Consider the following 20,484-nt stretch of genomic DNA (forward strand, 5'->3'; position numbering starts at 1 on the left):
CCGTTTATACCAAGCCTTAGCTTCTAAATGTTATGATAGAAAAATAGGGAAGATACTAAATGTAAGGGGATTTAAATATGACACAGCGTGCTCGAACTCAAAATAATGTTACATTAAAGGGAAGAGGGAAGCAGCCGATTATTTTTGCACCTGGTTTTGGCTTTGATCAAGAAGTTTGGGCAGCTGTCGCTAAATCATTTGAAGATGATTATCAAGTGATTTTATTTGATTATGTTGGTTTTGGGCAGTCAGATATAACGGCCTATGATCCGAAAAAATATAGTACAATTTCTGGTTATGTCGAAGATGTATTGGCGATTTGTAATGAGTTGGCTCTAGATAATGTAGTCTTTGTCGGGCATTCGGTTGGCAGTATGATCGGTATGCTTGCATCGATCCAACAGCCAGATCTAATTTCAAAACTAATTATGATTGGGCCATCCCCATTCTTTCTAAATGAAACATCTGGATATCAGGGAGGTTTCGAAAAAGAGGAATTAGATGGTTTGATAGAATTGATGGAAAAAAACTATCTGGAGTGCACAACAACGATTAGTAAGGCAATAATGAACGGTTCCGATTATAAGCAATTCGAGAGTGAGATTGAAGCTCAATTCCGTTTGAATGATCCTGTAATTACCAATCAATTTGCTAAGGTCTGTTTTTATACAGACTACCGAGAACAACTGAAAAATGTAACAGTCCCAACGTTAATCATTCAGAGCGCAAACGATCTGTTTGTTCCAGAGGAAGTTGCTTATTACATGAAGGAGACGCTTGCCAATTGCGTGCTTTCCTACTCAAGTGCAATCGGCCACTGTTCGCATATTAGCCATCCGACAGAAACCATTCATTTGATCCAGAATTATTTGAACGAACCGTTTGCTAGTCAACTACAAGGTACTGGCGGTATGATGTAATGGAAAACAACATTAATGGCATCCCAGGCGGACTTTTAACTCTATCAAAGGATTTTGAGATAGAAGAAATTAATCACACTTTATTACAGTTGTTACGTTATGATATTGACGAATTAATTGGTCAAAGTGTTCGGACTATCCTTACTAGATCAACTCAAGCATTCTTTCAATTTATTTTCTATCCATTATTGATCCAAAAGCAACAAGTTGAGGAAGTATCTCTAGAGTTAATGTCACATCAAGGTGAAAAAATACCTGTCCTTCTATATGCCTCCACCCGATTAGATGGAATTATTTCCTGTATTATTGTTCCTAATAAAAAAAGAAATCAATACGAGAATGAATTACTTGAAGCAAATAAGCTGGCTGAAGAAAGGCTAAAAGAAAAAGATAGAATTAATGCTGAACTACAGTTGGTTTTACATAATTTAGAAGAAAAGCAAGCTGAAATGTTAAGAATCAACCAACAAAATCTTAAATACAAAACGGAAACTCAAAAGGAGCTCAGCTTAGCAAAAAAGATACAGGAAACAACATTGACGGATGCAATAAATAACGAACACCTCCAAATTGAATCCTATTACCATGCTTCGAATGAATTATCAGGTGATATTTACGGATTCTATCAAATCAATGAACATCAGTATGGGATCATCCTACTAGATGTGATGGGACATGGTATCTCTTCTTCGCTTATTACGATGTCACTCGTTACATTGTTTCAACGATTAATATCAAAAGGAGCATCATCAGATCAAATAATGAAAGAGCTAGATGATCAGATGCATCTTTTATTTGAAAACGAAGAAGATGCCTGGCATTATTGTACGGCGATTTATCTATCGATTGATATTAAAGAACAGACCGTTGAGTACATCAATGCAGGGCATCCACCTGCCATTTACTTAGGATTGGAAGGCGAGCATAGAGAGTTGAAAACACAAGGCCCACCTATTGGCTCCTTCAAAGGAATGGATTTTAAACACTCGGTATTCTCATACACGAAAGGGGCAAGGATTCTTCTATATACTGATGGAGTATCAGAGCCATTCGAACAAGGCCGTTTACACTCATTCTTAAAGAAGCATTCGAGGGCTTCTTTATCTGTAGCTAAAGAAAAACTAGCTAAGATGTTAAAAGACAAAGAAAACGTCGGTTACAGAAGTGATGATCAATGTTACATTTTAATTGACTTAAAATAAAAGGATTAAGACAGGTCATTTTCCAGGAAATGTTTTACATAAGCTTTATTTGTTATGAAGAAATGAAGGACCGTGCAGAAGGTTATTTTATGATACAGAAGTTATTGGAGAAAATAAATAGAAAAAGATTAAGTTGATTTGATAGTCGTAAAGCCTATTAAATCAACTTTTTTCATCTTGTTAAACTAAAAGTTACTACCCCCTAACTTTTGGTTTATAGTCTAATTGTTAAAAGTGCAGTAAATTTAATGTGTAGTCATGAAACGCTTTCAAATTGATTTAGATTTAAATGGTAGCGTTTCACTTAATGAGGAGGGGAATTTCCACACTTGTTAAATGCAACAACATTTTTAGTGAGGTAACAATATAACAGGGGGTAAGAGCATGGCTAAGAGAAAAATGAGCAAGAAAAAGTTTCGCATTGTATGGAGCTCGATTTTAAGTATTTTGTTAGTTATTGCGATTGGTGCGAACGTTGCATTAGGCTATTATTCAGATGTCATTACATCGTATTTTACAGAAATTGACACAACAAGTAATGAAGCGATTGCAGCACGTGATCATTCAACAGAGGTTGCACAAAAGATTGCAGATGAAGGAATTATCCTTTTGCAAAATGAAGAAAACGCTTTACCATTTGCTGAAGGAACAAAAGTCAACGTATTCGGATGGAGCTTCACTGCACCGATTTATGGTGGAGCTGGTTCCGGTGGTACAGATGCATCAACTGCCATTACTCCTAAAGCAGGGTTAGAGGCAGCAGGAATTGAAATTAATGAAGAATTATATAATGCTTATGCTGCAACTGATCTGGTACGTCCAGTAATTGGAATTGAAGGGCAAGATTTCACGATACCAGAGCCTGAGCCAGAAACATTCTACACTGATGAGTTAATCTCTCAGGCAAAAGAATTCTCTGATACAGCAGTTCTCTTTATTGCTCGTTCGGGTGGAGAAGGCGCTGATCTTCCTCAGAGCTTATTTGGAGAAGATACGTATGATCCAGACGGTAGTCCACAGGGACCAACTGGTCAAAAGTTTGGTTTTGAAGATGACCAAGATCCGGATAAACATTACCTAGAACTGACGAATAGAGAACTAGGAATGCTAGAAGCTGTAACAGAAAACTTTGATAACATCGTTTTAGTTTTAAATAGTGCGAATACATTCGAGCTTGATTGGCTTAAAGATTATGACCAAATCAAGAGTGTTGTGAATATTGCAGGACCAGGACAAAGTGGATTTGGTTCTTTAGGTCAAGTACTTGCTGGTGATTTAAACCCTTCAGGTAAAACAGTAGATATCTATGCTAATGACCTACAAGATGCACCTGCAGCTGCTAACTTTGGTGATTTTGATTATGTTCTTGAGAATGCTGATGGAACATTCTCAACTGCAACAGACGCAAAAGGAGTCCCATTAAAATATGTTGACTTAACAGAAGGTGTCTATGTTGGATATCGCTATTATGAAACAGCGGCCGCAGAAGGCAGCATTAACTATGATGAAAAAGTATTATATCCATTTGGTTACGGACTGAGCTACACAACGTTTGATCAAGAAGTAGTAACAGATAGTGTTACATGGACTGATACAGAAGTTTCAGTAGATGTTCAAGTTACGAATACAGGATCGGTAGCTGGTAAAGAGGTTGTACAGCTTTATTACACTCCGCCTTATACTGGTCAAATCGAAAGATCATCTGTTAACTTAGCGGCTTTCGGAAAGACAGCTCAACTTGAGCCAGGACAATCAGAGGTGATTTCACTATCATTCCCTGTAGAAGATATGGCAGCATACGATCATAACAAGATTTTCAGTGAAAATGGCGCTTACGTACTTGAAGCAGGCGAATACAATGTCATGTTAATGAGCAACTCACATGAGAAAATTGCAGACGTAGCATCACAAACTCTTTCAGAAGTAGTTTATAACGAAGCTGGTCGTACGACTGATGACCAAACCGCTGTGAACCAGTTTGATGAAGAAGTAACGGGTGAAGGAAGCATTGAAACATATCTTTCAAGAGCTGACGGCTTTGCTAATTTAGATACGATTGATCAAAATGAAATCTTTACTGTTACAAATGAAGATGGTACGACTAGAGAGGTAGTAGGTACATTAGTTAATACGGCGTTTGTCGACATGGTGAATAGCAAGCGTTATGATGTACCAGCTGATACACATGAAAATGCCCCTACAACTGGAGCAGATAATGGATTAGTTTTGGAAGATTATAAAGATGTTGCTTATGATGATGAAAGCTGGGAGCCACTACTTGATCAATTGACAGTAGATGACCTAGTGAATGTCTTTACACATGGTGGATACAAAACGGCTGAAATTCAATCTGTTCAGAAGCCAGCGACAATAGACTATGACGGTCCAGCCGGGATTAGTAACTTTATTTCAGGTTCGCCATTATCAGGAATCCCATTCCCTGCAGAAGTGATGCTTGCATCAACGTGGAATATTGATCTTGCTGTTGCAATGGGTGAAGCAATTGGTAAGGAAGCACAGGCTTATGGTGTAACTGGTTGGTATGGTCCAGCAATGAACATCCACCGTACAGCATTTGCAGGAAGAAACTTTGAGTACTATTCAGAGGATCCATACCTTTCAGGTAAGTTTGCAGCTGCAACAATTGCAGCCTACCAAGCAGAAGGTGGATACGTTCAAATGAAACACTTTGCTCTAAATGATCAGGAAGATAACCGTACACTTGGTGTTTTAACATGGGGTGACGAACAAGCAATTCGTGAAATTTACTTACGACCATTTGAATATGCAGTAAAAGAAGGCGGCGCATTAGGAGTAATGTCATCATTCAACAGTATTGGTGATGTATGGGCAGGCGCAGATGAGAGCTTGCTTACAGAAGTGTTACGTAACGAGTGGGGCTTTAGAGGTGTTGTTAATACAGATTTCTATATCCTTGATGCATATCCGTACATGAATGCAGAGCTTGCAGTACGTGCTGGTAATGATATCCTTCTTACTGGTGTTGCACCATTTGGTGTACCGCAAGTAAATACAGAAAGTAATGATACATTATGGGCGATGAGAGCTGCGGCGAAAAATGTATTATACACTGTAGCAAATACGAATGCAGTTGATGATGGAATGAGTACTGACAAACCACAATGGGTAATCAACACAATTATTATTGATGTTATTGTTGGTTTAGGTATCATCCTAGGGTTCTTCTTTACTTTCCGTAATAGTAGAAAGAGAGACGAAGACAACATCGCTTAATGGAGTTAAGCATCGGAGATTGTATTGGTTAAGAATTTAATAACAAAAATAATTTTCAGCGGTACTCCTTTGAGGAGTGCCGCTGAAATTGCAAATGAGGCACTGAACATGAAACATAAAGACATCATAGCGAATATGACATTAGAAGAAAAAGCATCCTTAATGTCTGGGAAAGATTTCTGGACAACGCAAGAAATAGATCGACTAGGTATTAATAGTATTTTTCTAGCAGATGGACCACACGGAATTAGAAAGCAAGCCGAAGCTGCTGACCATTTGGGTCTAAATGAAAGCATTCCGGCGACTTGTTTCCCAACTGCTGCAACGGTAGCAAATAGCTGGAATACTGATTTGGGTGAGAAAATCGGGCGCTATCTTGGTGAAGAAGCAGTTGCTCAAAGGGTAAATGTATTACTTGGTCCTGGTATTAATATGAAAAGAGATCCGTTGTGTGGACGAAATTTCGAATATTTTAGTGAAGATCCACTCCACGCCGGCAAACTCGCCGCCGGTTATATAAAAGGCATTCAATCTCATGGGATCTCAGCTTGTGTGAAGCACTTTGCTGCAAATAATCAAGAAGAAAGACGAATGTCAATTGATACAATTGTTGATGAAAGAACGTTAAGAGAAATCTATTTAACGGCATTTGAGATTGCTATTAATGAAGGAAAAACGAAGACAGTGATGTCATCTTACAATATGCTAAACGGTGCTTATACGAATGAAAACATTCATTTAATGAGAGAGATTCTTCGTGATGAGTGGAATTTCAATGGGGTAGTAGTTACGGACTGGGGTGGCAGTAATGATCGAGTGGCAGGTCTAGTGGCTGGAAATGAGTTGGAAATGCCAACAACTGCTGGAGAAACAAATAGAGAAATTATTGAAGCGATCCAATCAGGCAAAATTGAAGAAGATGTGTTAGATGAATGTGTTGATCGTTTACTTGACTTAATCTTTACAACAGAAGCAGTATACCGTCGGCCTCAACCGACAGAGTTCGACGTGACTGAGCACCATCAAGTTGCACAGGAGGTCGCGGAAGAATCGATCGTTCTCCTGAAAAATGAAGGAAACGTACTACCGTTAAATAAAGGGATTAAGGTTGCTACAATTGGTGATTTCGCGAAAAATCCAAGATACCAAGGTGCTGGCTCATCAATTGTTAATCCTACTATTTTAGATAATACGTTGGATTGCATTGAAGCATCAGGAATTGTGAATATTGGATACGAACCAGGATTTGAACGTTACGGAAAGCAAAATAAGAAAAAAATAGAGAATGCATGTGCACTAGCGAAGGAAGCAGATGTTGTGCTTTTGTATATCGGTTTAGACGAAGCGACAGAAGCTGAGGGACTTGACCGCCAAAATATGAATTTGCCAGCAAACCAAATTGAGTTACTACATGCCTTGAATAAGGTCAATCAAAATATTGTAGCGATTCTTGCTAGTGGAGCTGCAATTGAAATGCCATGGATTGGAGAAGTAAAAGGATTATTACACGGTTATTTAAGTGGTCAAGCGGGAGCGAAGGCTATTCTGAGAGTTTTAACAGGAGAAGTAAATCCTTCTGGAAAATTAGCAGAAACATATCCAATCCGTTATGAAGATACACCAGCTTACCATCATTTTCCTGGTAAAGAAGTAAGTGTTGAATATCGTGAAAGCATGTATATAGGATACCGTTACTATGATTCTGCTAACGTGAATGTTCGTTTCCCATTTGGATTTGGACTGAGCTACACTAGTTTTGAATACTCTGATATTCAAGTAAATAAAGACGGGGTAACATTTAATCTATCAAATAGCGGAAAAGTTGCTGGGATGGAAATTGCACAGATGTATGTTGCTTGTCAGTCTGACGCTATTTTTAGACCGAAAAAGGAATTAAAAGGATTTACAAAAGTATTTTTACAACCTGGAGAAACAAAATCGATCACGATTCCATTTGATGATAAGACATTCCGTTATTTCAATGTCAAAACAAATCAATGGGAAATTGAAGAAGCTACTTATTCGATTATCATTGGTGCATCAAGTGTAGATCTTCGATTAGAGGACTCAATTTTCATCGAAGGGACAAATGCAGCACTTCCATATGACAAAGAGATGCTACCTTCATATTATTCAGGTCAAGCAAATAACGTGAGTGAAGCAGAATTCGAGGCTCTACTTGGACGCAAATTACCTATCTCAACTTGGGATCGAACGAAGCCGCTCGGTTATAACGATACGATTGCACAGTGCCAGTACGCTAAGGGAGGCTTTGCTCGATTTGCTTTTCGTTCGATCAGATTTGCTCATTGGTTCCTACGCAAAATCGGAAAAAGAGAGCTCGCGAACCTAATTATGATGTCAGTTTACCATATGCCATTTAGAGGGGTTGCTCGTATGACTGGTGGCATAATTAATATGCCAATGCTTGATGGGATCCTCATGATTGTTAATGGAAAGTTTTTTAAAGGACTACGTCATGTACTAAGTGAACGTAGTAAGATGCAAAAGGTTGCGAAAGGCACGAATTAACAATAGCCTAAGTGACGAAGGAGAGGTAAAATGAATGTAGAAAAAGCAAGTGATAAAAAGGTAGTTTCAGGTCCCATTAAGTTTTGGAATAATTATAAAGAGAAGCATCCAAATATTGCACAGTTTCTAGTGTTTTTTGTGTTAAGCAATGGAATCACTGCATTACAGCTTATCTTAATGCCGGTATTTAAAAGTATATTTGCCCAAACCTCCTTAGTAGATACGAGTTTCCGAGTCATGCAGTTCGGACAAAACTTCGATGGTAGTCCTTACTATGTATTCGATTATGCTGCAGGTCCCTTGTCCGCTGGAGGTGGGGGTGGCCTAGCTTACTTCCTTGCTGTGCAAATAACGATTGCGATTGCACAGATTATTAACTTCTTTGTGCAAAGAAGTGTTACATTTAAATCGAACAGTAATATCTGGAAGGCTGCTTTTTGGTATGTCATTGCGTATGTTATAATTACAATAGGTGCTGCAGCAGCTCAAGGCTTCTACAAAGCTCCGATCTATGATTTATTTATGATTACATGGGGACTCGGTTCATTTGGTGAAACCGCAGCAGATGTTATTACAATGACTATTAATAGTGCGATTGCTTTCTGGGTATTCTTCCCGATCTTCAAAGTGATTTTTAAACAAGAGCCAGAAAATAAGCTAGATGAGTCAAGAGAATAAATTGATTTTTAAACAAGAACCTAAATAAGTAGCATTAGAAAAGGTAGTGTGAGAATGAAATTATTATCAGTAGTTATACCTTGTTATAATTCACAAGATTATATGAGATATTGTATAGAATCCCTATTACCTGGAGGGGACGACGTCGAAATACTGATAGTAAATGACGGCTCCGTTGATCATACAGCAGCAATTGCTGATGAGTATGCAGCAAAGTACCCTACGATTATTAAAGCCATTCATCAAGAAAATGGTGGACACGGGGAAGCGGTTAATGCAGGAATTCGAAATGCAGAAGGACTGTATTTTAAAGTTGTTGATAGCGATGACTGGGTGGATATAAGGGCCTATATAAAGGTATTGAAAACATTACGTGAATTAAGCACGCACGAGCAATTAGTCGATATGGTAATCAGCAATTTTGTGTATGAAAAAGAGGGTGCAAAATACAAAAAAATTATGAAATATGATAACGTCCTTCCACAAAATGTTGTTTTTACTTGGGATGATATTAAGCAATTTCGTAAAGGACAGTATATTCTTATGCACTCGGTTATTTATCGGACACAATTATTGATTGATTGTGGTTTAGAGCTTCCGAAGCATACATTCTATGTTGATAACCTATATGTCTATAATCCATTAGAGCATGTGAAGAAGATTTTCTACGTGAATGTTGATTTATATCGGTATTTTATTGGGAGAGAAGATCAATCTGTTCAGGAAAAGACAATGATTAAGCGAATCGATCAGCAGATTAAGGTGAATAAGCTTATGATCGAGCAGGTTGATCTTGACTCAATTAAAAATGAAAATCTACAACATTATATGTTACGCCATCTAGAAATTGTCACTGTTGTGTCTTCGATTCTATTAATTCGTTCTGGAACAGCTGAAAATCTTCAAAAGAAAGCTGAGCTCTGGAAGTACATTAAAGAAACCGATGCTAGACTGTATCGTAGTTTAAAATACGGTATTATGGGTAATTTAATTAATCTTCCAGGCAGTGCAGGACGAAAGGTTTCTGTTGGTGCATACAAAATCTCCCAAAAGTTCGTCGGATTTAATTAATTGAACAAGACTAATCAGAAAAGCCGTTTTGATGATGGATCATCAAAAACGGCTTTTTTGATTAGTCAACGATTTGTTTAGTGATTGAACGGTTGGTTTATGGTTGTTTTCTAGAATTGTTGTAGAATTAAATGGCAGAGATACGGTCTAACAGGAAGGGAATTATATTGATGAAAAACAACCAAGCGGTTAATCCATTTTTACCAAGCTACGAGTATATTCCAGATGGCGAACCATATGTTTTTGGCGATCGAGTCTATGTCTACGGTTCTCATGATCGTTTCAATGGGAAACTATTCTGTATGAATGATTACGTTTGTTGGTCTGCACCAGTTGATGATTTAGCAGATTGGAAATACGAGGGGGTCATTTATAGAAAGGTTCAGGATCCTAAAAATAGGCTAGGGCTTTTTCAGATGTTCGCTCCAGATGTGGCAAAAGGACCGGATGGAAAATACTATTTATACTATACCCTTGGCTTTCGCAGTATTATGGCCGTTGCCGTCTGTGATACGCCCAGTGGAAGCTATGATTTTTACGGGTATATAAGTCTTCCTACAGGTGAACGGCTTTGGAATCAAAAAGGCGATCTGTATTTGTTTGATCCAGGGATTTTTGTTGATGATGATGGGAAGGTTTATTTGTACTCAGGCTTTGCTCCGAAACAAGATGTTCCTAGCATCCTTACAGATTTTAAAAGGAAAACCTTCAAAGGTGGCTACGTCATTGAGCTAGAGTCTGATATGAAAACAGTCAAGGGTGAGCCAAAGTTAATTTTTCATAGAGAAGGAGAGGCGGAGGGGACTGGGTTTGAAGGACACGAATTTTTTGAAGCGAGTTCGATGAGAAAAATAAATGATACATATTACTTTATTTATTCGTCGATCAATGGACATGAATTATGTTATGCGACGAGCAAGAGTCCTACTGGCGGATTTAAGTACGGTGGAACAATTGTTAGTAACGGAGATTTATATATCAATGGCTATTCAGAAGATGAGCAGGCCTACAATTATATTGGGAATAATCATGGCAGTATTATTTGTATCAAAGAGCAATGGTATGTGTTCTACCATAGGCAAACGAATAGACATCATTACTCAAGACAAGCCCTAGCGGAACCAATTGTGATAAAAGAGGATGGGACAATTCCACAGGTTGAAATGACAAGCAGCGGGTTAAAGAATGGTCCACTAGTTGGACACGGCGAATATGAAGCACGGATTGCTTGCAATCTTATGTCGAAGGAAGGGGCTGGGAGATATGGTACCTACTTTGGAAATATCACATTTAGAAATCACCCTTATTTTACACAAACAGGTAGGGATAGAGAGAATAATCCAACGCAATATATAGCAAATATGATGGACGGGGCAGTTGCCGGATTTAAGTGTTTTATGATTGAAGATCTAAAGAAAATTGCCGTTCAAGTCAGGGCAACAGGTGAGGGTGAAATGCTAGTTTCTACTAAACTCAGCTCAGAACCTTTTGCTAGAATCACTATTCATAAAACGCAGAGCTATGCTTATTTTCAAACGGAAGTGGCAATGGAGAATGGCAAACAAGCATTGTATTTCACTTATAAAGGCTCAGGTAAGGTTGATTTTAGATCATTTGTTTTGGAGTGAAATAAGAAAAAGCAAGGGCTGGAACTTGACGATTATTAATAAAAAAATAACCTAAAATAATTTATGAAACGTCCTACAGGTGAGTAATTTTTAATCTGTAGGACGCTTTTCATTTAGAATGGTTGTTACTTTCTTTTAGTCTGTAAAAGGGAAAATACTGCATGTTCGACAAGGAATAAATTAATTTGAGTCGAATTAGTAAAAGACCATTTATTAGAAAATCTGGAGTTGAAAGAAAACATTCTGAAAGAGGCGAATCGATGTGCAATCCTTCCAGCATCTTCAACCGTTATTAAAGAGATTTGTAGAAAAAGGCCCTGTAGGAAATTCATTAGCAGTGATGCATAAAGGAAAAACAGTATTCGAGGAATATGTAGGCTATGCAGATAAAGAGTTACAAACGAAAATGGAAAAGGATACAATTTTTCGAATCTACTCAATGACCAAAGTAGTGACTTGTGTAGCTGCACTAATGCTGTATGAACGTGGATTATTTTTACTGAATGATCCAGTGGAGGAGTATTTACCGGAATTCAAAAATCCAACCGTATATCGTGGGAAAGATCTAGGGGAAGTGGACGTCACTCCTGCATCAGGCTCAATCAAAATTAAAGATCTATTTATGATGACGTCTGGTTTAACGTATCCTGGTGATGGAAATGCAACAGAACGACACATAGCCAAACTGTCTGAAGAAATGAACAAAGACCAGAGTGAAAAATTAACGACACGTAAGTTATCACAATTGCTTGCAACAATTCCATTAGCATTCGATCCAGGGACTAGGTGGCATTATGGTTTTAGCCATGATGTTCTAGGTGCTTTGATTGAGGTTCTATCAGGTAAATCATTTGGAACGTTTTTGGAAGAAGAAATTTTTAAGCCACTTGGTATGGAAGATACTTCTTTTAATCTATCAGAGGCAAAGAAACATCGAATTGCCTCCATGTATACACGTGACGATGATGGAAGATTAATTAAAGATACTAATATGGATGATGTATTTCTGCCAAGCTTTGAATCAGGAGGAGCTGGCTTGTTATCAACATTAGGAGACTATAGTCGGTTTGCCCATATGCTAGCAAGTGGGGGAGAGTATAATGGTAATCGTATAATCGGTTCAAAGACGATACAGTTAATGGCTACAAATCATCTTTCTCCTGAGCAAATGCATTATTTTAACTGGGATTATCTAAAAGGCTACGGCTATGGTCTAGGCGTAAGGACAATGATTGATCCAGCTGAAGGTGGAATTAACGGTTCAATCGGTGAATTTGGTTGGTCGGGAATGGCTGGTACATGGGTGCTAATTGATCCAAAAGAGAATTTATCGGCTGTGTATATGCAGCAAATGCTACCTAATTTAGAAGCGTTTCATCAGCCGAGATTACGTTCTGTGATCTATGGAGGATTATAGGGATTATCACTGAGTTGACGTGATTCTCTTTAAGGAGCTAGGCGAAAAGCTTTAAGAAGGGAGTTGATTAAAATGAGATGCGGGTCGAAATGTTTTCTTGTTGAACTAGAAGTGGATGGAGAGATGCATCGAAAGTCAGTTAATGCTAGAACACAGGTTGACGCCAGAAAAACGATACGAGTTGAATATGGAGTTGGTGCTCAGATCATATCTGTTAAAGAGGAGAAAAGAGACAAATGATTTTTATATACCAATGGCAACCTTCTCAGAGGGTTGCTTTTTGTGATGATTTATTTAAATTATTTAACTATCCTAACATGTGTATCTGTTGACTCTCATGAGATACAGGCTACAAGATAAGCACTAAGAAAGTTTAGAGAAAATCTTGTTTTTGATTCTATGTTTAAACATATGTAACTCGTGGAAAGGCAGTAGTGACACACATATATAGAAAGAGGGGATAGTAATGAGTAAGAAAAATTTATTTATTGCAGGTGTTGTTTGTTCTACTTTTCTTCTAGCAGCGTGTAATAATGAAGAGGAAGCTGTTGAAGAAATCACAGAAGAGGTTACAGAAGAGACTACAGAAGAGTCTGTTTCATCTGAGACGACAGAGGCAGAAATTGTGGAGTCAGATGCAGTGGTTGCTACAGTTAATGGCGAAGAAATTACAGGAAGTAAGTACAATGATATGTATAGCCAAACATTACTGATGTTTCAACAGAATGGACAGGATGCAACAGATGAGGCAATGGTACAGGAGCAGACATTAAGTAGATTAATTGAACAAGAATTACTTATGCAGGAAGTTGAGACGTTAGGTATTGAAGCACCTAGTTCAGAAATTGAGGAGCGTTTAGAGCAGATTAAATCTCAGTTTGAGAATGAAGAACAATTTGAAGAACAGCTTGCCCAGCTAGATTTAACAGAGCAAGCACTTGAAGATCAACTTGCCTATGAAATTCGGGTAAATAAATATATCGAACAAGAGGTACCGGAAGTAGAAATAGATGAAAATGAAGTTCAAGCATATTACGATCAATTAGTCAGTCAGCAAGGTGAACAGGTTCCTGCCTTAGAGGAGGTAAGAGACCAAATCGAAGAAGTATTAATGAACCAGAGAAGACAAACGAATTTTGCTTCTATGATTGAAATTCTAAAAGAAGAGAGTGAGATTGAGACTCTAATTTAATGTTTTGTGTAAGGGAGTGGTGTCTGCTATAAGGCACCGCTCCTTTTTCTGTAGTTATTACTAAGTAGTATCGAATATTCAGGCTATTAATTCATTAGGTCATGACCCTCTAAAAACATTACTACTATCATCCAAAAGACTAATAATAAGTTAATTTAGTTCAATTATTTTAGCATTCTGGCTCTGTAATTTCGAAAATTGCCATAAACAAACAACTAGTATAATGACCAAAACCATAAAAACCATTTTATTCACCTCAAATGTGATTCTCTATAATTGTTCTGATAATTTTCTAATATGCTGTAATAACAATGTATTATCGCATAAATTACATAGCTGTTCGAAAGATAATCATACTCGCTTCATAAACTATTTGAACATCCTACTAGTATGTTTGCATAACTGTTCAAATGATTTCCTTAGGTAGGAGAACAGAAACGAAATGTTCAATTAAAAGCTAACGAATGCACTCTTCAATAAAATCAACTGTATCCTTGATGCCTTCCTCTTGTGCAATTCGTTCTGACAGTGCTATCGCATTAGAAGTCAGTTCCTGGTTATTTACTAGTTCTTGTATTCTAGTTACAAATGCTTCAACGGTCATATCCTTTTCTCTTAGTGGTGCAGTCGATAAATGTAGGTCATGCATTCGTTTTGCCCAGAAAGGCTGATCCCCCGAAAACGGGCAGATAATCATTGGCTTTCCAGCCTTTAACACTGCAGCAGTGGTACCGGCACCACCATGATGAACGACTCCTGACGTTCTTTTAAACAACCACGAGTGTGGTATAGACTGAACGGAATGGATATGAGCTTTAGTCTTTTTCGTATCCATTCCACTCCAACCAGTGATAAATAAGCCTCGTTGACCTATGATCTCTAAAGCTTCTTCAAGCATTGCTTTTATTTTGTAAGGATTTTTTAAAGGCATACTGCTAAAACTTATTGCTATTGGTGGTGGACCTATTTCAAGGAAATGTAACAAATCGGTAGGTGGTTCCCAATCTATTTTATCCTCTAAAAACCAGAAGCCTGACATCGAAACACTACCATTCCAATTTGGGTCAAAGGGAATTATTTCAGGACTGCACCCATAGAGAACAGGAATCGGTTTATTATGTAGGGTTAAATCATTGGTAAATAGGTTTCGTTTCTTATTCAAACCTAATGTTTCTCGTCTCCAGTTATTAATAAGTTTAAAGAAACTTGCCATAAACAATCGATTGGCTTTAAAACTAATTTCATTCACCCATCCGAAGTTAAATGAAACTGGTAGGGCGGGATTTGAGAACAAACGAGTAGGCGCAATCGCCGGGATTGGGTGAGCAACGAATACAGGAACACCAAGCTTTTCGGCAATATCATAACCCCCGAAAGCCTTCGGATGATAAATGATCAAATCTGCATCTCTAGAAGAAGCCCATAAATCATCTAACATTCGTTCCATCATAGGTATGATCATCGTTTTCATGTTTTTAACGATTTCAATCGGATTGCCACCCATCATTTTTTTCCCTTCCTCAGACTGCGTTAATTCGAGGTAATCAATAGTGACAGGCGAAAAGATTAGTCCGTTGTCTTCAACAAAACGTTTAAAGTTTTTTCCGGTGCAGATTGTAACATGATAACCCCGGTCAACAAGCTCCTTTCCAAGAGCAACAAAAGGTTGTACATCGCCTCTAGTGCCAACTGTCAAAATAGTTATATTCATCATCTACCTCCAGTTTAATCCTTTACCATACAGTCCCTTTTATTCTATTGGAACAGCTTTTGCTTAGTATATCAAGTCAATTAGGGGCCGATGGACGAATGCTGAGATGAGCTCTGTAAAAAAAGTTGCCCAAAAAGAATCGGATTCTTTTCAGGCTTTTAATCTTGATAATCTCAACTAAGATGATGAATCTCCTTAACAAACCTTTTAATTGTATCTTGTATGCTCATACTACCTAGGTTTCCTTGTTTTCGTTGTCGTAATGCTAAGGATTGATTTTCCATTTCTTTATCACCAATCACAAGCATATAAGGAATCTTCTGTTTTTCAGCTTCTCTAATCTTCAATCCCATTTTCTCTGTTCTGTAGTCAACTTCGACACGTATTCCTGCTGACTCAAAATGTGATCTCACCTCATTGGCAAAAGCTGCATGTGCGTCAGAAATAGGAATGATCTTTGCTTGGACTGGTGCGAGCCAGAGAGGGAAGTCTCCAGCGAAATGTTCAATTAAAATCGCCATAAATCGTTCAACAGAACCCAAAATCGCTCGATGAATCATAACGGGCTGCTGTAATTTATTATCTTCATCAACATATGCACAATTAAATTTTTCTGGCATTTGGAAATCTAATTGGACAGTTCCGCATTGCCAGTTTCTTCCGAGAGAATCTAATATATGAAAATCGATCTTTGGACCATAAAAAGCCCCATCACCAGCATTAATTTGATAATTCACTTTCTTCATGTTCAAAACAGACTCCAAGGCTAATTCGGCCATATCCCAAATTTCCACAGAACCCATATACTCTTCGGGTCTTGTCGAAAGTTCTACCCTATACTCAAACCCAAAGTAGGAATAAAACTCATCAATTAATACAAGTATTCGCTCGAGTTCTGATTCGATCTGATCAACCCGAACAAACAAATGTGCGTCGTCCTGAGTAAACGAGCGAACCCTTAATAGCCCATTTAAAGAGCCTGATAGTTCATGTCTGTGGACTAAGCCAAGCTCTGCATAACGAATAGGGAGCTCTCGATAGCTTCGTCGTTTGCTATTGAAAATTAGTATTGCACCAGGGCAGTTCATTGGCTTGATGGCATAATTTTGATTATCAACGTTGGAAAAATACATATTTTCATGATAGTGATTCCAATGACCTGATTGCTCCCAGAGCTCCTGTTTCAGCATGACAGGTGTTTTGATTTCCTGGTAGCCTGCAGTTTGATGCTTTTTTCTCCACAGATTTTCCAGTTCATTTCGAATGATCATTCCATTCGGTAAGAAAAAAGGCATGCCTGGAGCCTCTTCCATTGAAGTGAAAAGTTCTAATTCTTGACCCAACCTTCTATGATTTCTTCTTTCAGCTTCCACTTGTTTAGACATTGTAATCCTCCTCAATTTTGTTTGAATTAAATATAAAAAAGACCGCACTCTTCCCAATAAAAGGGACGAGTACGGTCGTGGTTCCACCCTGATTCCATAAAACTAATACGTCTTATGCTCAGAAAGATAACGGATTTACCGATTATAGATACTTTGATTGAACATTTCCCTATAATAGCTCAAAGGTGGTAAACCACTCACATTTCTTCAGGGTTCTCAGCCACCGACCCTGTTCTCTGTAAAGGAAATATTTGAATGATTCGTGTCCTTTTCAACGCCTAACTATTTCATTTCTAATAAAAAAAGACCGTACTCCTCCCAATAAAAGGGACGAGTACGGTCGTGGTTCCACCCTGATTCCATAAAACAAATGCGTCTTATGCTCAGAAAGATAACGGATTTACCTATTATAGATACTCTGATTGAACATTTCCCTATAATAGCTCGAAGGTGGTAAACCATTCACATTTCTTCAGGGTTCTCAGCCAATGACCCTTTTCTCTGTAAAGAAATAAATTGAATGATTCATGTCCTTTTCATAGCTTGATTAAATATCGATTATTATTGCTGATAACATTATTACACATACTGGAAAATGTCAAGCGGGTTATTATACAGTAAAATTACCCTATTCAATGATTAATGATTGAATACTGAGCATTTCAGTTTTTTATAAGTTACTAGAATCTTCGAGTGTTTGTAACAAAAAAGTAAATTAATGTTAAAATAAAACAATAAACAGTAAAAAACTAGTCGTGGTAGGTAGCAAAAATTTTTGGAGTAACTAAGGAGGTAGCATAATGAGTCAACATCTGGTATTCATAGCAATCATCCTCTTTGTATTAGCTTATTTTGTCGGTGTTAAGAAGAAAACTTGGCTATTGACTGGTTATAACCAAAGACGTGTTAAAGATCAAGATAGGTTGGCAAATCTTGTAGGTTCTTATAATTTTGTAATGGGTATGATTATGCTTGGTGGTTCTTTCATTAACCATCCAGATACCCAAGTATTAATTCCTATTTTAGTAATTGGTTATGTGATTCTGCTCGGTTATGTAAACACAAAAATGGTTGATTCGCAGTGAAGTTCAAGGATTTTGATTAGAGTAAATCTTCTCCAAACGTCTTAACTGTAGGATGATAAAAATGAAAAAAATTAATCTCATTATTTTATTTATCTTGTCGCTTTACATTTTAACCGGTTGCCAAAATGCGAATCCGAACATAACTGTAGAAGAAGCGGAAACCATTGTCGTTGAAAAACATACTGTCGACATAGGCGAAGTTGAAATAGTATCAATAAGTCACAAAAGAGGTAAGTATATTGTAGAGTGGGAAAATACAGATAACTGTGAAAATGGTGTTGATCATATTGATGACCAGAGCGGTGGATATATTAAAGGCGAGACAACCATTTGTTAAATTGTTGAATGGTGCTTCTTCTGAATTTATCAAAACAAGGGAGGGGAAGTTGTGAGTAAACCCTTTTGGATACCACTAATAGTTGCATTTGGAACGATGGCTTTGCTTTATTCAATAGGCATTATAGCTAATGAAAAACTTCTTATCATGAAACTCTCACCCTCTTATACTGAGATATCCCTCGTACCAATCATTATTGGTATATTGATAGGATTTATAACCGAGAGAATGATAAAAAATAGATCTAAAAAGTATAAGTATTAATATAGCATTCAATTTTAGATGACTTTGGACATGAAAATGTTCTGTATTAAGCATTGTGAGGAGTAGGTAGAATGACAGCGGCTGCTGAATTTGATTATCTAATTAACTATTTTTTTGATGACAACGTACCACAGGTAATATATGAAGGAAAAAGTGGATATAACAATACGACTCGTTACCTTGAACGAGATAGAAAGAAATATATTATTCGTATCTATGAGACGCATCAGGAGGAATCGAAGGTTAAGGTGGAACATGAGCTCCTATTGAAACTAGCTGAAGATCCTGAACGTCCTTTCCAGATTCCTATACCAGTCTGCAAGGAAGGTAATTCCTTAGTTCGTTTGCCATCAAATAAAATTGGATGCTTGTATCACTATATCGAAGGAGATAACCCAGTTTTTGATCGAGCTGACGTGCTCTTTTCGTTTGGACAAAGTACAGGGTATTTATTGCATGCATTAGAAAAGATCAAGCTGAATCAGCCTCTAGTGTACCGTCCATATTATGAGATCGAATATGCTCATCCTAATTGTCCTATAGAAAAAGTAGAAGCTTGGTGTAGTCAGCCACCTGACTATTTCAAAAGATACATAAAGGAGCTTTCATGGGTGTCATCTGAGCTAGTTGATTTTCAGAGGTTCACCCCACAACTTAAGAGACTTCCCCATCAAATGATCCATGGAGATTTAAACGAGTCGAATGTTCTCGTAGGTGCAGATAATAAAATAAATGCTATTCTTGATTTTGAATTTGCTACATGGGATCTTCGAATAATGGAAGTCGCTGTTTGTATATCAGAAATCATGTCTGAGGAACCAAATGAAAACATTTATCTTGATAAAATCAAACACTTTTTCGATGGCTTAGGAAATACGGGGACGTTTACAAATCCTGAACTTGAGGCATTACCTGTGCTCGTTCTACTTCGCAGGTTAGATGTATTTCTACACTTTTTAGGCAGATACCAAGATGGACTAGATGATGCCTCGGTGCTTGAGGAACAAATTATTAAGGTAGCTACTTATGAAAACTGGTTAACTAGTAGAGCGGAAAAAGTAGTGAGATTATTGAGACGAGCTGAGTAGAACTCAAGAAAATTATAGATGATTTAAGGCAGGTGAGAATCTCTGAAAAAGATTATATTGCCAATAATTTATGCAGGTGAATGGATTCTATTCCTGTATGTTTTTCTCTTTGTCACTGTATTTAATATGGCATATTACGCTAATACCCTTCTAATTGATCTGCCATGGGAAGAGCCAATTGTTTTACCTATTGTAAATTCATCATTGGCTGTAGTAGGAACTGGTATCGTTTGCTTTTTATATATCAAGTTTTTAACAGGAAATAGGTTATATAAAAAATGTAAAGAAGTGATTTGGGGATTGTTATTTGGAGCAAACCTAGTATCATGTATTCTCTGGGTAGTGCTTAGTTATCCTGTTGGTTTGTCAAATAGTGAACGAACATTACTATTAATAGCTATTGTAGTTAGCTCTGTACTAACAATTCAGGTTATTAGAAAATTTCGAAATGAAAATAAGGAGTAGACATTTTTTCACAAAGGCATAAGGTGTGGACGTTATTCTACATAGGTGTCGAGGATAAATACTAAACTAGTCAATCTGTATTGTAGAATTGGAAAAATGAAACCGGTTTATATTGTCAGTCGTAATCAATATCGTAAGAAGGTTAATTAGGGAAGAGATTGTTAATTCTATTATTATTGTTACGAGTCCCACATGTATTATTCTAAAATATCAAGAAAATCCAACTAGAGAGTAAGCCAATATATATAATTGGG

Annotated in this window: 16 protein-coding genes and 2 other annotated features; of the genes, 14 read left to right on the forward strand and 2 right to left on the reverse strand. The window is 37.4% G+C overall.

Annotated features, from left to right (window positions below):
• Window positions 1–77 precede the first annotated feature (77 nt).
• The 10 genes from J7W16_RS10805 to J7W16_RS10850 all read left to right on the forward strand — a co-directional run bounded on the left by J7W16_RS10805 (window position 78) and on the right by J7W16_RS10850 (window position 13,895).
• Window positions 78–920: an alpha/beta fold hydrolase gene (locus J7W16_RS10805; protein ID WP_210597322.1), complete on the forward strand. Its 843-nt coding sequence runs from the start codon at window positions 78–80 to the stop codon at window positions 918–920.
• Window positions 920–2,122, forward strand: coding sequence for a PP2C family protein-serine/threonine phosphatase (locus tag J7W16_RS10810; RefSeq protein WP_210597323.1), 1,203 nt, complete (start codon window positions 920–922; stop codon window positions 2,120–2,122). The genes J7W16_RS10805 and J7W16_RS10810 overlap by 1 nt, the downstream gene beginning before the upstream one ends.
• Window positions 2,123–2,506: 384 nt before the next feature.
• A complete protein-coding gene (locus tag J7W16_RS10815; RefSeq protein ID WP_210597324.1) occupies window positions 2,507–5,377 on the forward strand; it encodes a glycoside hydrolase family 3 N-terminal domain-containing protein in 2,871 nt (956 codons plus the stop codon).
• A gap of 108 nt (window positions 5,378–5,485) precedes the next feature.
• Entirely contained in the window at window positions 5,486–7,909 is a 2,424-nt protein-coding gene (locus tag J7W16_RS10820; protein ID WP_210597325.1) for a beta-glucosidase, read from the forward strand.
• Between the two features lie 30 nt (window positions 7,910–7,939).
• On the forward strand, window positions 7,940–8,587 hold the full coding sequence (locus tag J7W16_RS10825; protein ID WP_210597326.1) for a hypothetical protein: 648 nt from the start codon (window positions 7,940–7,942) through the stop codon (window positions 8,585–8,587).
• A gap of 54 nt (window positions 8,588–8,641) precedes the next feature.
• Window positions 8,642–9,658, forward strand: a complete 1,017-nt coding sequence (locus tag J7W16_RS10830; protein WP_210597327.1) for a glycosyltransferase family 2 protein — start codon at window positions 8,642–8,644, stop codon at window positions 9,656–9,658.
• A gap of 170 nt (window positions 9,659–9,828) precedes the next feature.
• Window positions 9,829–11,286, forward strand: a complete 1,458-nt coding sequence (locus J7W16_RS10835) for a family 43 glycosylhydrolase (protein ID WP_210597328.1) — start codon at window positions 9,829–9,831, stop codon at window positions 11,284–11,286.
• Between the two features lie 262 nt (window positions 11,287–11,548).
• Window positions 11,549–12,703 (forward strand): serine hydrolase domain-containing protein, encoded by a 1,155-nt coding sequence (locus tag J7W16_RS10840; protein ID WP_210597329.1) that lies wholly within the window; start codon window positions 11,549–11,551, stop codon window positions 12,701–12,703.
• Window positions 12,704–12,775: 72 nt separating this feature from the next.
• Window positions 12,776–12,943, forward strand: coding sequence for a hypothetical protein (locus tag J7W16_RS10845; protein WP_210597330.1), 168 nt, complete (start codon window positions 12,776–12,778; stop codon window positions 12,941–12,943).
• Between the two features lie 226 nt (window positions 12,944–13,169).
• Window positions 13,170–13,895, forward strand: a complete 726-nt coding sequence (locus J7W16_RS10850) for a SurA N-terminal domain-containing protein (RefSeq protein WP_210597331.1) — start codon at window positions 13,170–13,172, stop codon at window positions 13,893–13,895.
• Window positions 13,896–14,352: 457 nt separating this feature from the next.
• Here the strand turns inward: J7W16_RS10850 and J7W16_RS10855 are convergent, their stop codons facing one another.
• Both J7W16_RS10855 and thrS read right to left on the reverse strand, forming a co-directional pair.
• Window positions 14,353–15,606 (reverse strand): glycosyltransferase, encoded by a 1,254-nt coding sequence (locus J7W16_RS10855; RefSeq protein WP_210597332.1) that lies wholly within the window; start codon window positions 15,604–15,606, stop codon window positions 14,353–14,355.
• A gap of 173 nt (window positions 15,607–15,779) precedes the next feature.
• Window positions 15,780–16,991 (reverse strand): threonine--tRNA ligase, encoded by a 1,212-nt coding sequence (thrS, locus tag J7W16_RS10860; protein WP_210597333.1) that lies wholly within the window; start codon window positions 16,989–16,991, stop codon window positions 15,780–15,782.
• 58 nt (window positions 16,992–17,049) lie between these two features.
• Window positions 17,050–17,275: a binding site (T-box leader), on the reverse strand.
• A 39-nt stretch (window positions 17,276–17,314) separates the two neighbouring features.
• Window positions 17,315–17,540, reverse strand: a binding site (T-box leader).
• Between the two features lie 251 nt (window positions 17,541–17,791).
• Here thrS and J7W16_RS10865 point away from each other — a divergent pair.
• The 4 genes from J7W16_RS10865 to J7W16_RS10880 all read left to right on the forward strand — a co-directional run bounded on the left by J7W16_RS10865 (window position 17,792) and on the right by J7W16_RS10880 (window position 20,230).
• Complete coding sequence (locus J7W16_RS10865) at window positions 17,792–18,076, forward strand: DUF3784 domain-containing protein (RefSeq protein WP_210597334.1); 285 nt, start codon at window positions 17,792–17,794, stop codon at window positions 18,074–18,076.
• A 61-nt stretch (window positions 18,077–18,137) separates the two neighbouring features.
• Complete coding sequence (locus tag J7W16_RS10870) at window positions 18,138–18,413, forward strand: hypothetical protein (RefSeq protein WP_210597335.1); 276 nt, start codon at window positions 18,138–18,140, stop codon at window positions 18,411–18,413.
• Window positions 18,414–18,748: 335 nt separating this feature from the next.
• Window positions 18,749–19,765, forward strand: a complete 1,017-nt coding sequence (locus J7W16_RS10875; RefSeq protein ID WP_210597336.1) for a phosphotransferase — start codon at window positions 18,749–18,751, stop codon at window positions 19,763–19,765.
• 57 nt (window positions 19,766–19,822) lie between these two features.
• Window positions 19,823–20,230: a hypothetical protein gene (locus J7W16_RS10880; RefSeq protein ID WP_210597337.1), complete on the forward strand. Its 408-nt coding sequence runs from the start codon at window positions 19,823–19,825 to the stop codon at window positions 20,228–20,230.
• The last annotated feature ends 254 nt before the right edge of the window (window positions 20,231–20,484 follow it).

Source organism: Halalkalibacter suaedae, assembly GCF_017939705.1.
Taxonomy (GTDB): domain Bacteria; phylum Bacillota; class Bacilli; order Bacillales; family Bacillaceae_D; genus Halalkalibacter; species Halalkalibacter suaedae.

Excerpts from the sequence above, each read along its gene's own strand:
- J7W16_RS10805 (WP_210597322.1), top strand. The coding sequence starts at position 78 with ATGACACAGCGTGCTCGAACTCAAAATAATGTTACATTAAAGGGAAGA.
- J7W16_RS10810 (WP_210597323.1), top strand. The coding sequence starts at position 920 with ATGGAAAACAACATTAATGGCATCCCAGGCGGACTTTTAACTCTATCA.
- J7W16_RS10815 (WP_210597324.1), top strand. The coding sequence starts at position 2,507 with ATGGCTAAGAGAAAAATGAGCAAGAAAAAGTTTCGCATTGTATGGAGC.
- J7W16_RS10820 (WP_210597325.1), top strand. The coding sequence starts at position 5,486 with ATGAAACATAAAGACATCATAGCGAATATGACATTAGAAGAAAAAGCA.
- J7W16_RS10825 (WP_210597326.1), top strand. The coding sequence starts at position 7,940 with ATGAATGTAGAAAAAGCAAGTGATAAAAAGGTAGTTTCAGGTCCCATT.
- J7W16_RS10830 (WP_210597327.1), top strand. The coding sequence starts at position 8,642 with ATGAAATTATTATCAGTAGTTATACCTTGTTATAATTCACAAGATTAT.
- J7W16_RS10835 (WP_210597328.1), top strand. The coding sequence starts at position 9,829 with ATGAAAAACAACCAAGCGGTTAATCCATTTTTACCAAGCTACGAGTAT.
- J7W16_RS10845 (WP_210597330.1), top strand. The coding sequence starts at position 12,776 with ATGAGATGCGGGTCGAAATGTTTTCTTGTTGAACTAGAAGTGGATGGA.
- J7W16_RS10850 (WP_210597331.1), top strand. The coding sequence starts at position 13,170 with ATGAGTAAGAAAAATTTATTTATTGCAGGTGTTGTTTGTTCTACTTTT.
- J7W16_RS10855 (WP_210597332.1), bottom strand. The coding sequence starts at position 15,606 with ATGAATATAACTATTTTGACAGTTGGCACTAGAGGCGATGTACAACCT.
- thrS (WP_210597333.1), bottom strand. The coding sequence starts at position 16,991 with ATGTCTAAACAAGTGGAAGCTGAAAGAAGAAATCATAGAAGGTTGGGT.
- J7W16_RS10865 (WP_210597334.1), top strand. The coding sequence starts at position 17,792 with ATGAGTCAACATCTGGTATTCATAGCAATCATCCTCTTTGTATTAGCT.
- J7W16_RS10870 (WP_210597335.1), top strand. The coding sequence starts at position 18,138 with ATGAAAAAAATTAATCTCATTATTTTATTTATCTTGTCGCTTTACATT.
- J7W16_RS10875 (WP_210597336.1), top strand. The coding sequence starts at position 18,749 with ATGACAGCGGCTGCTGAATTTGATTATCTAATTAACTATTTTTTTGAT.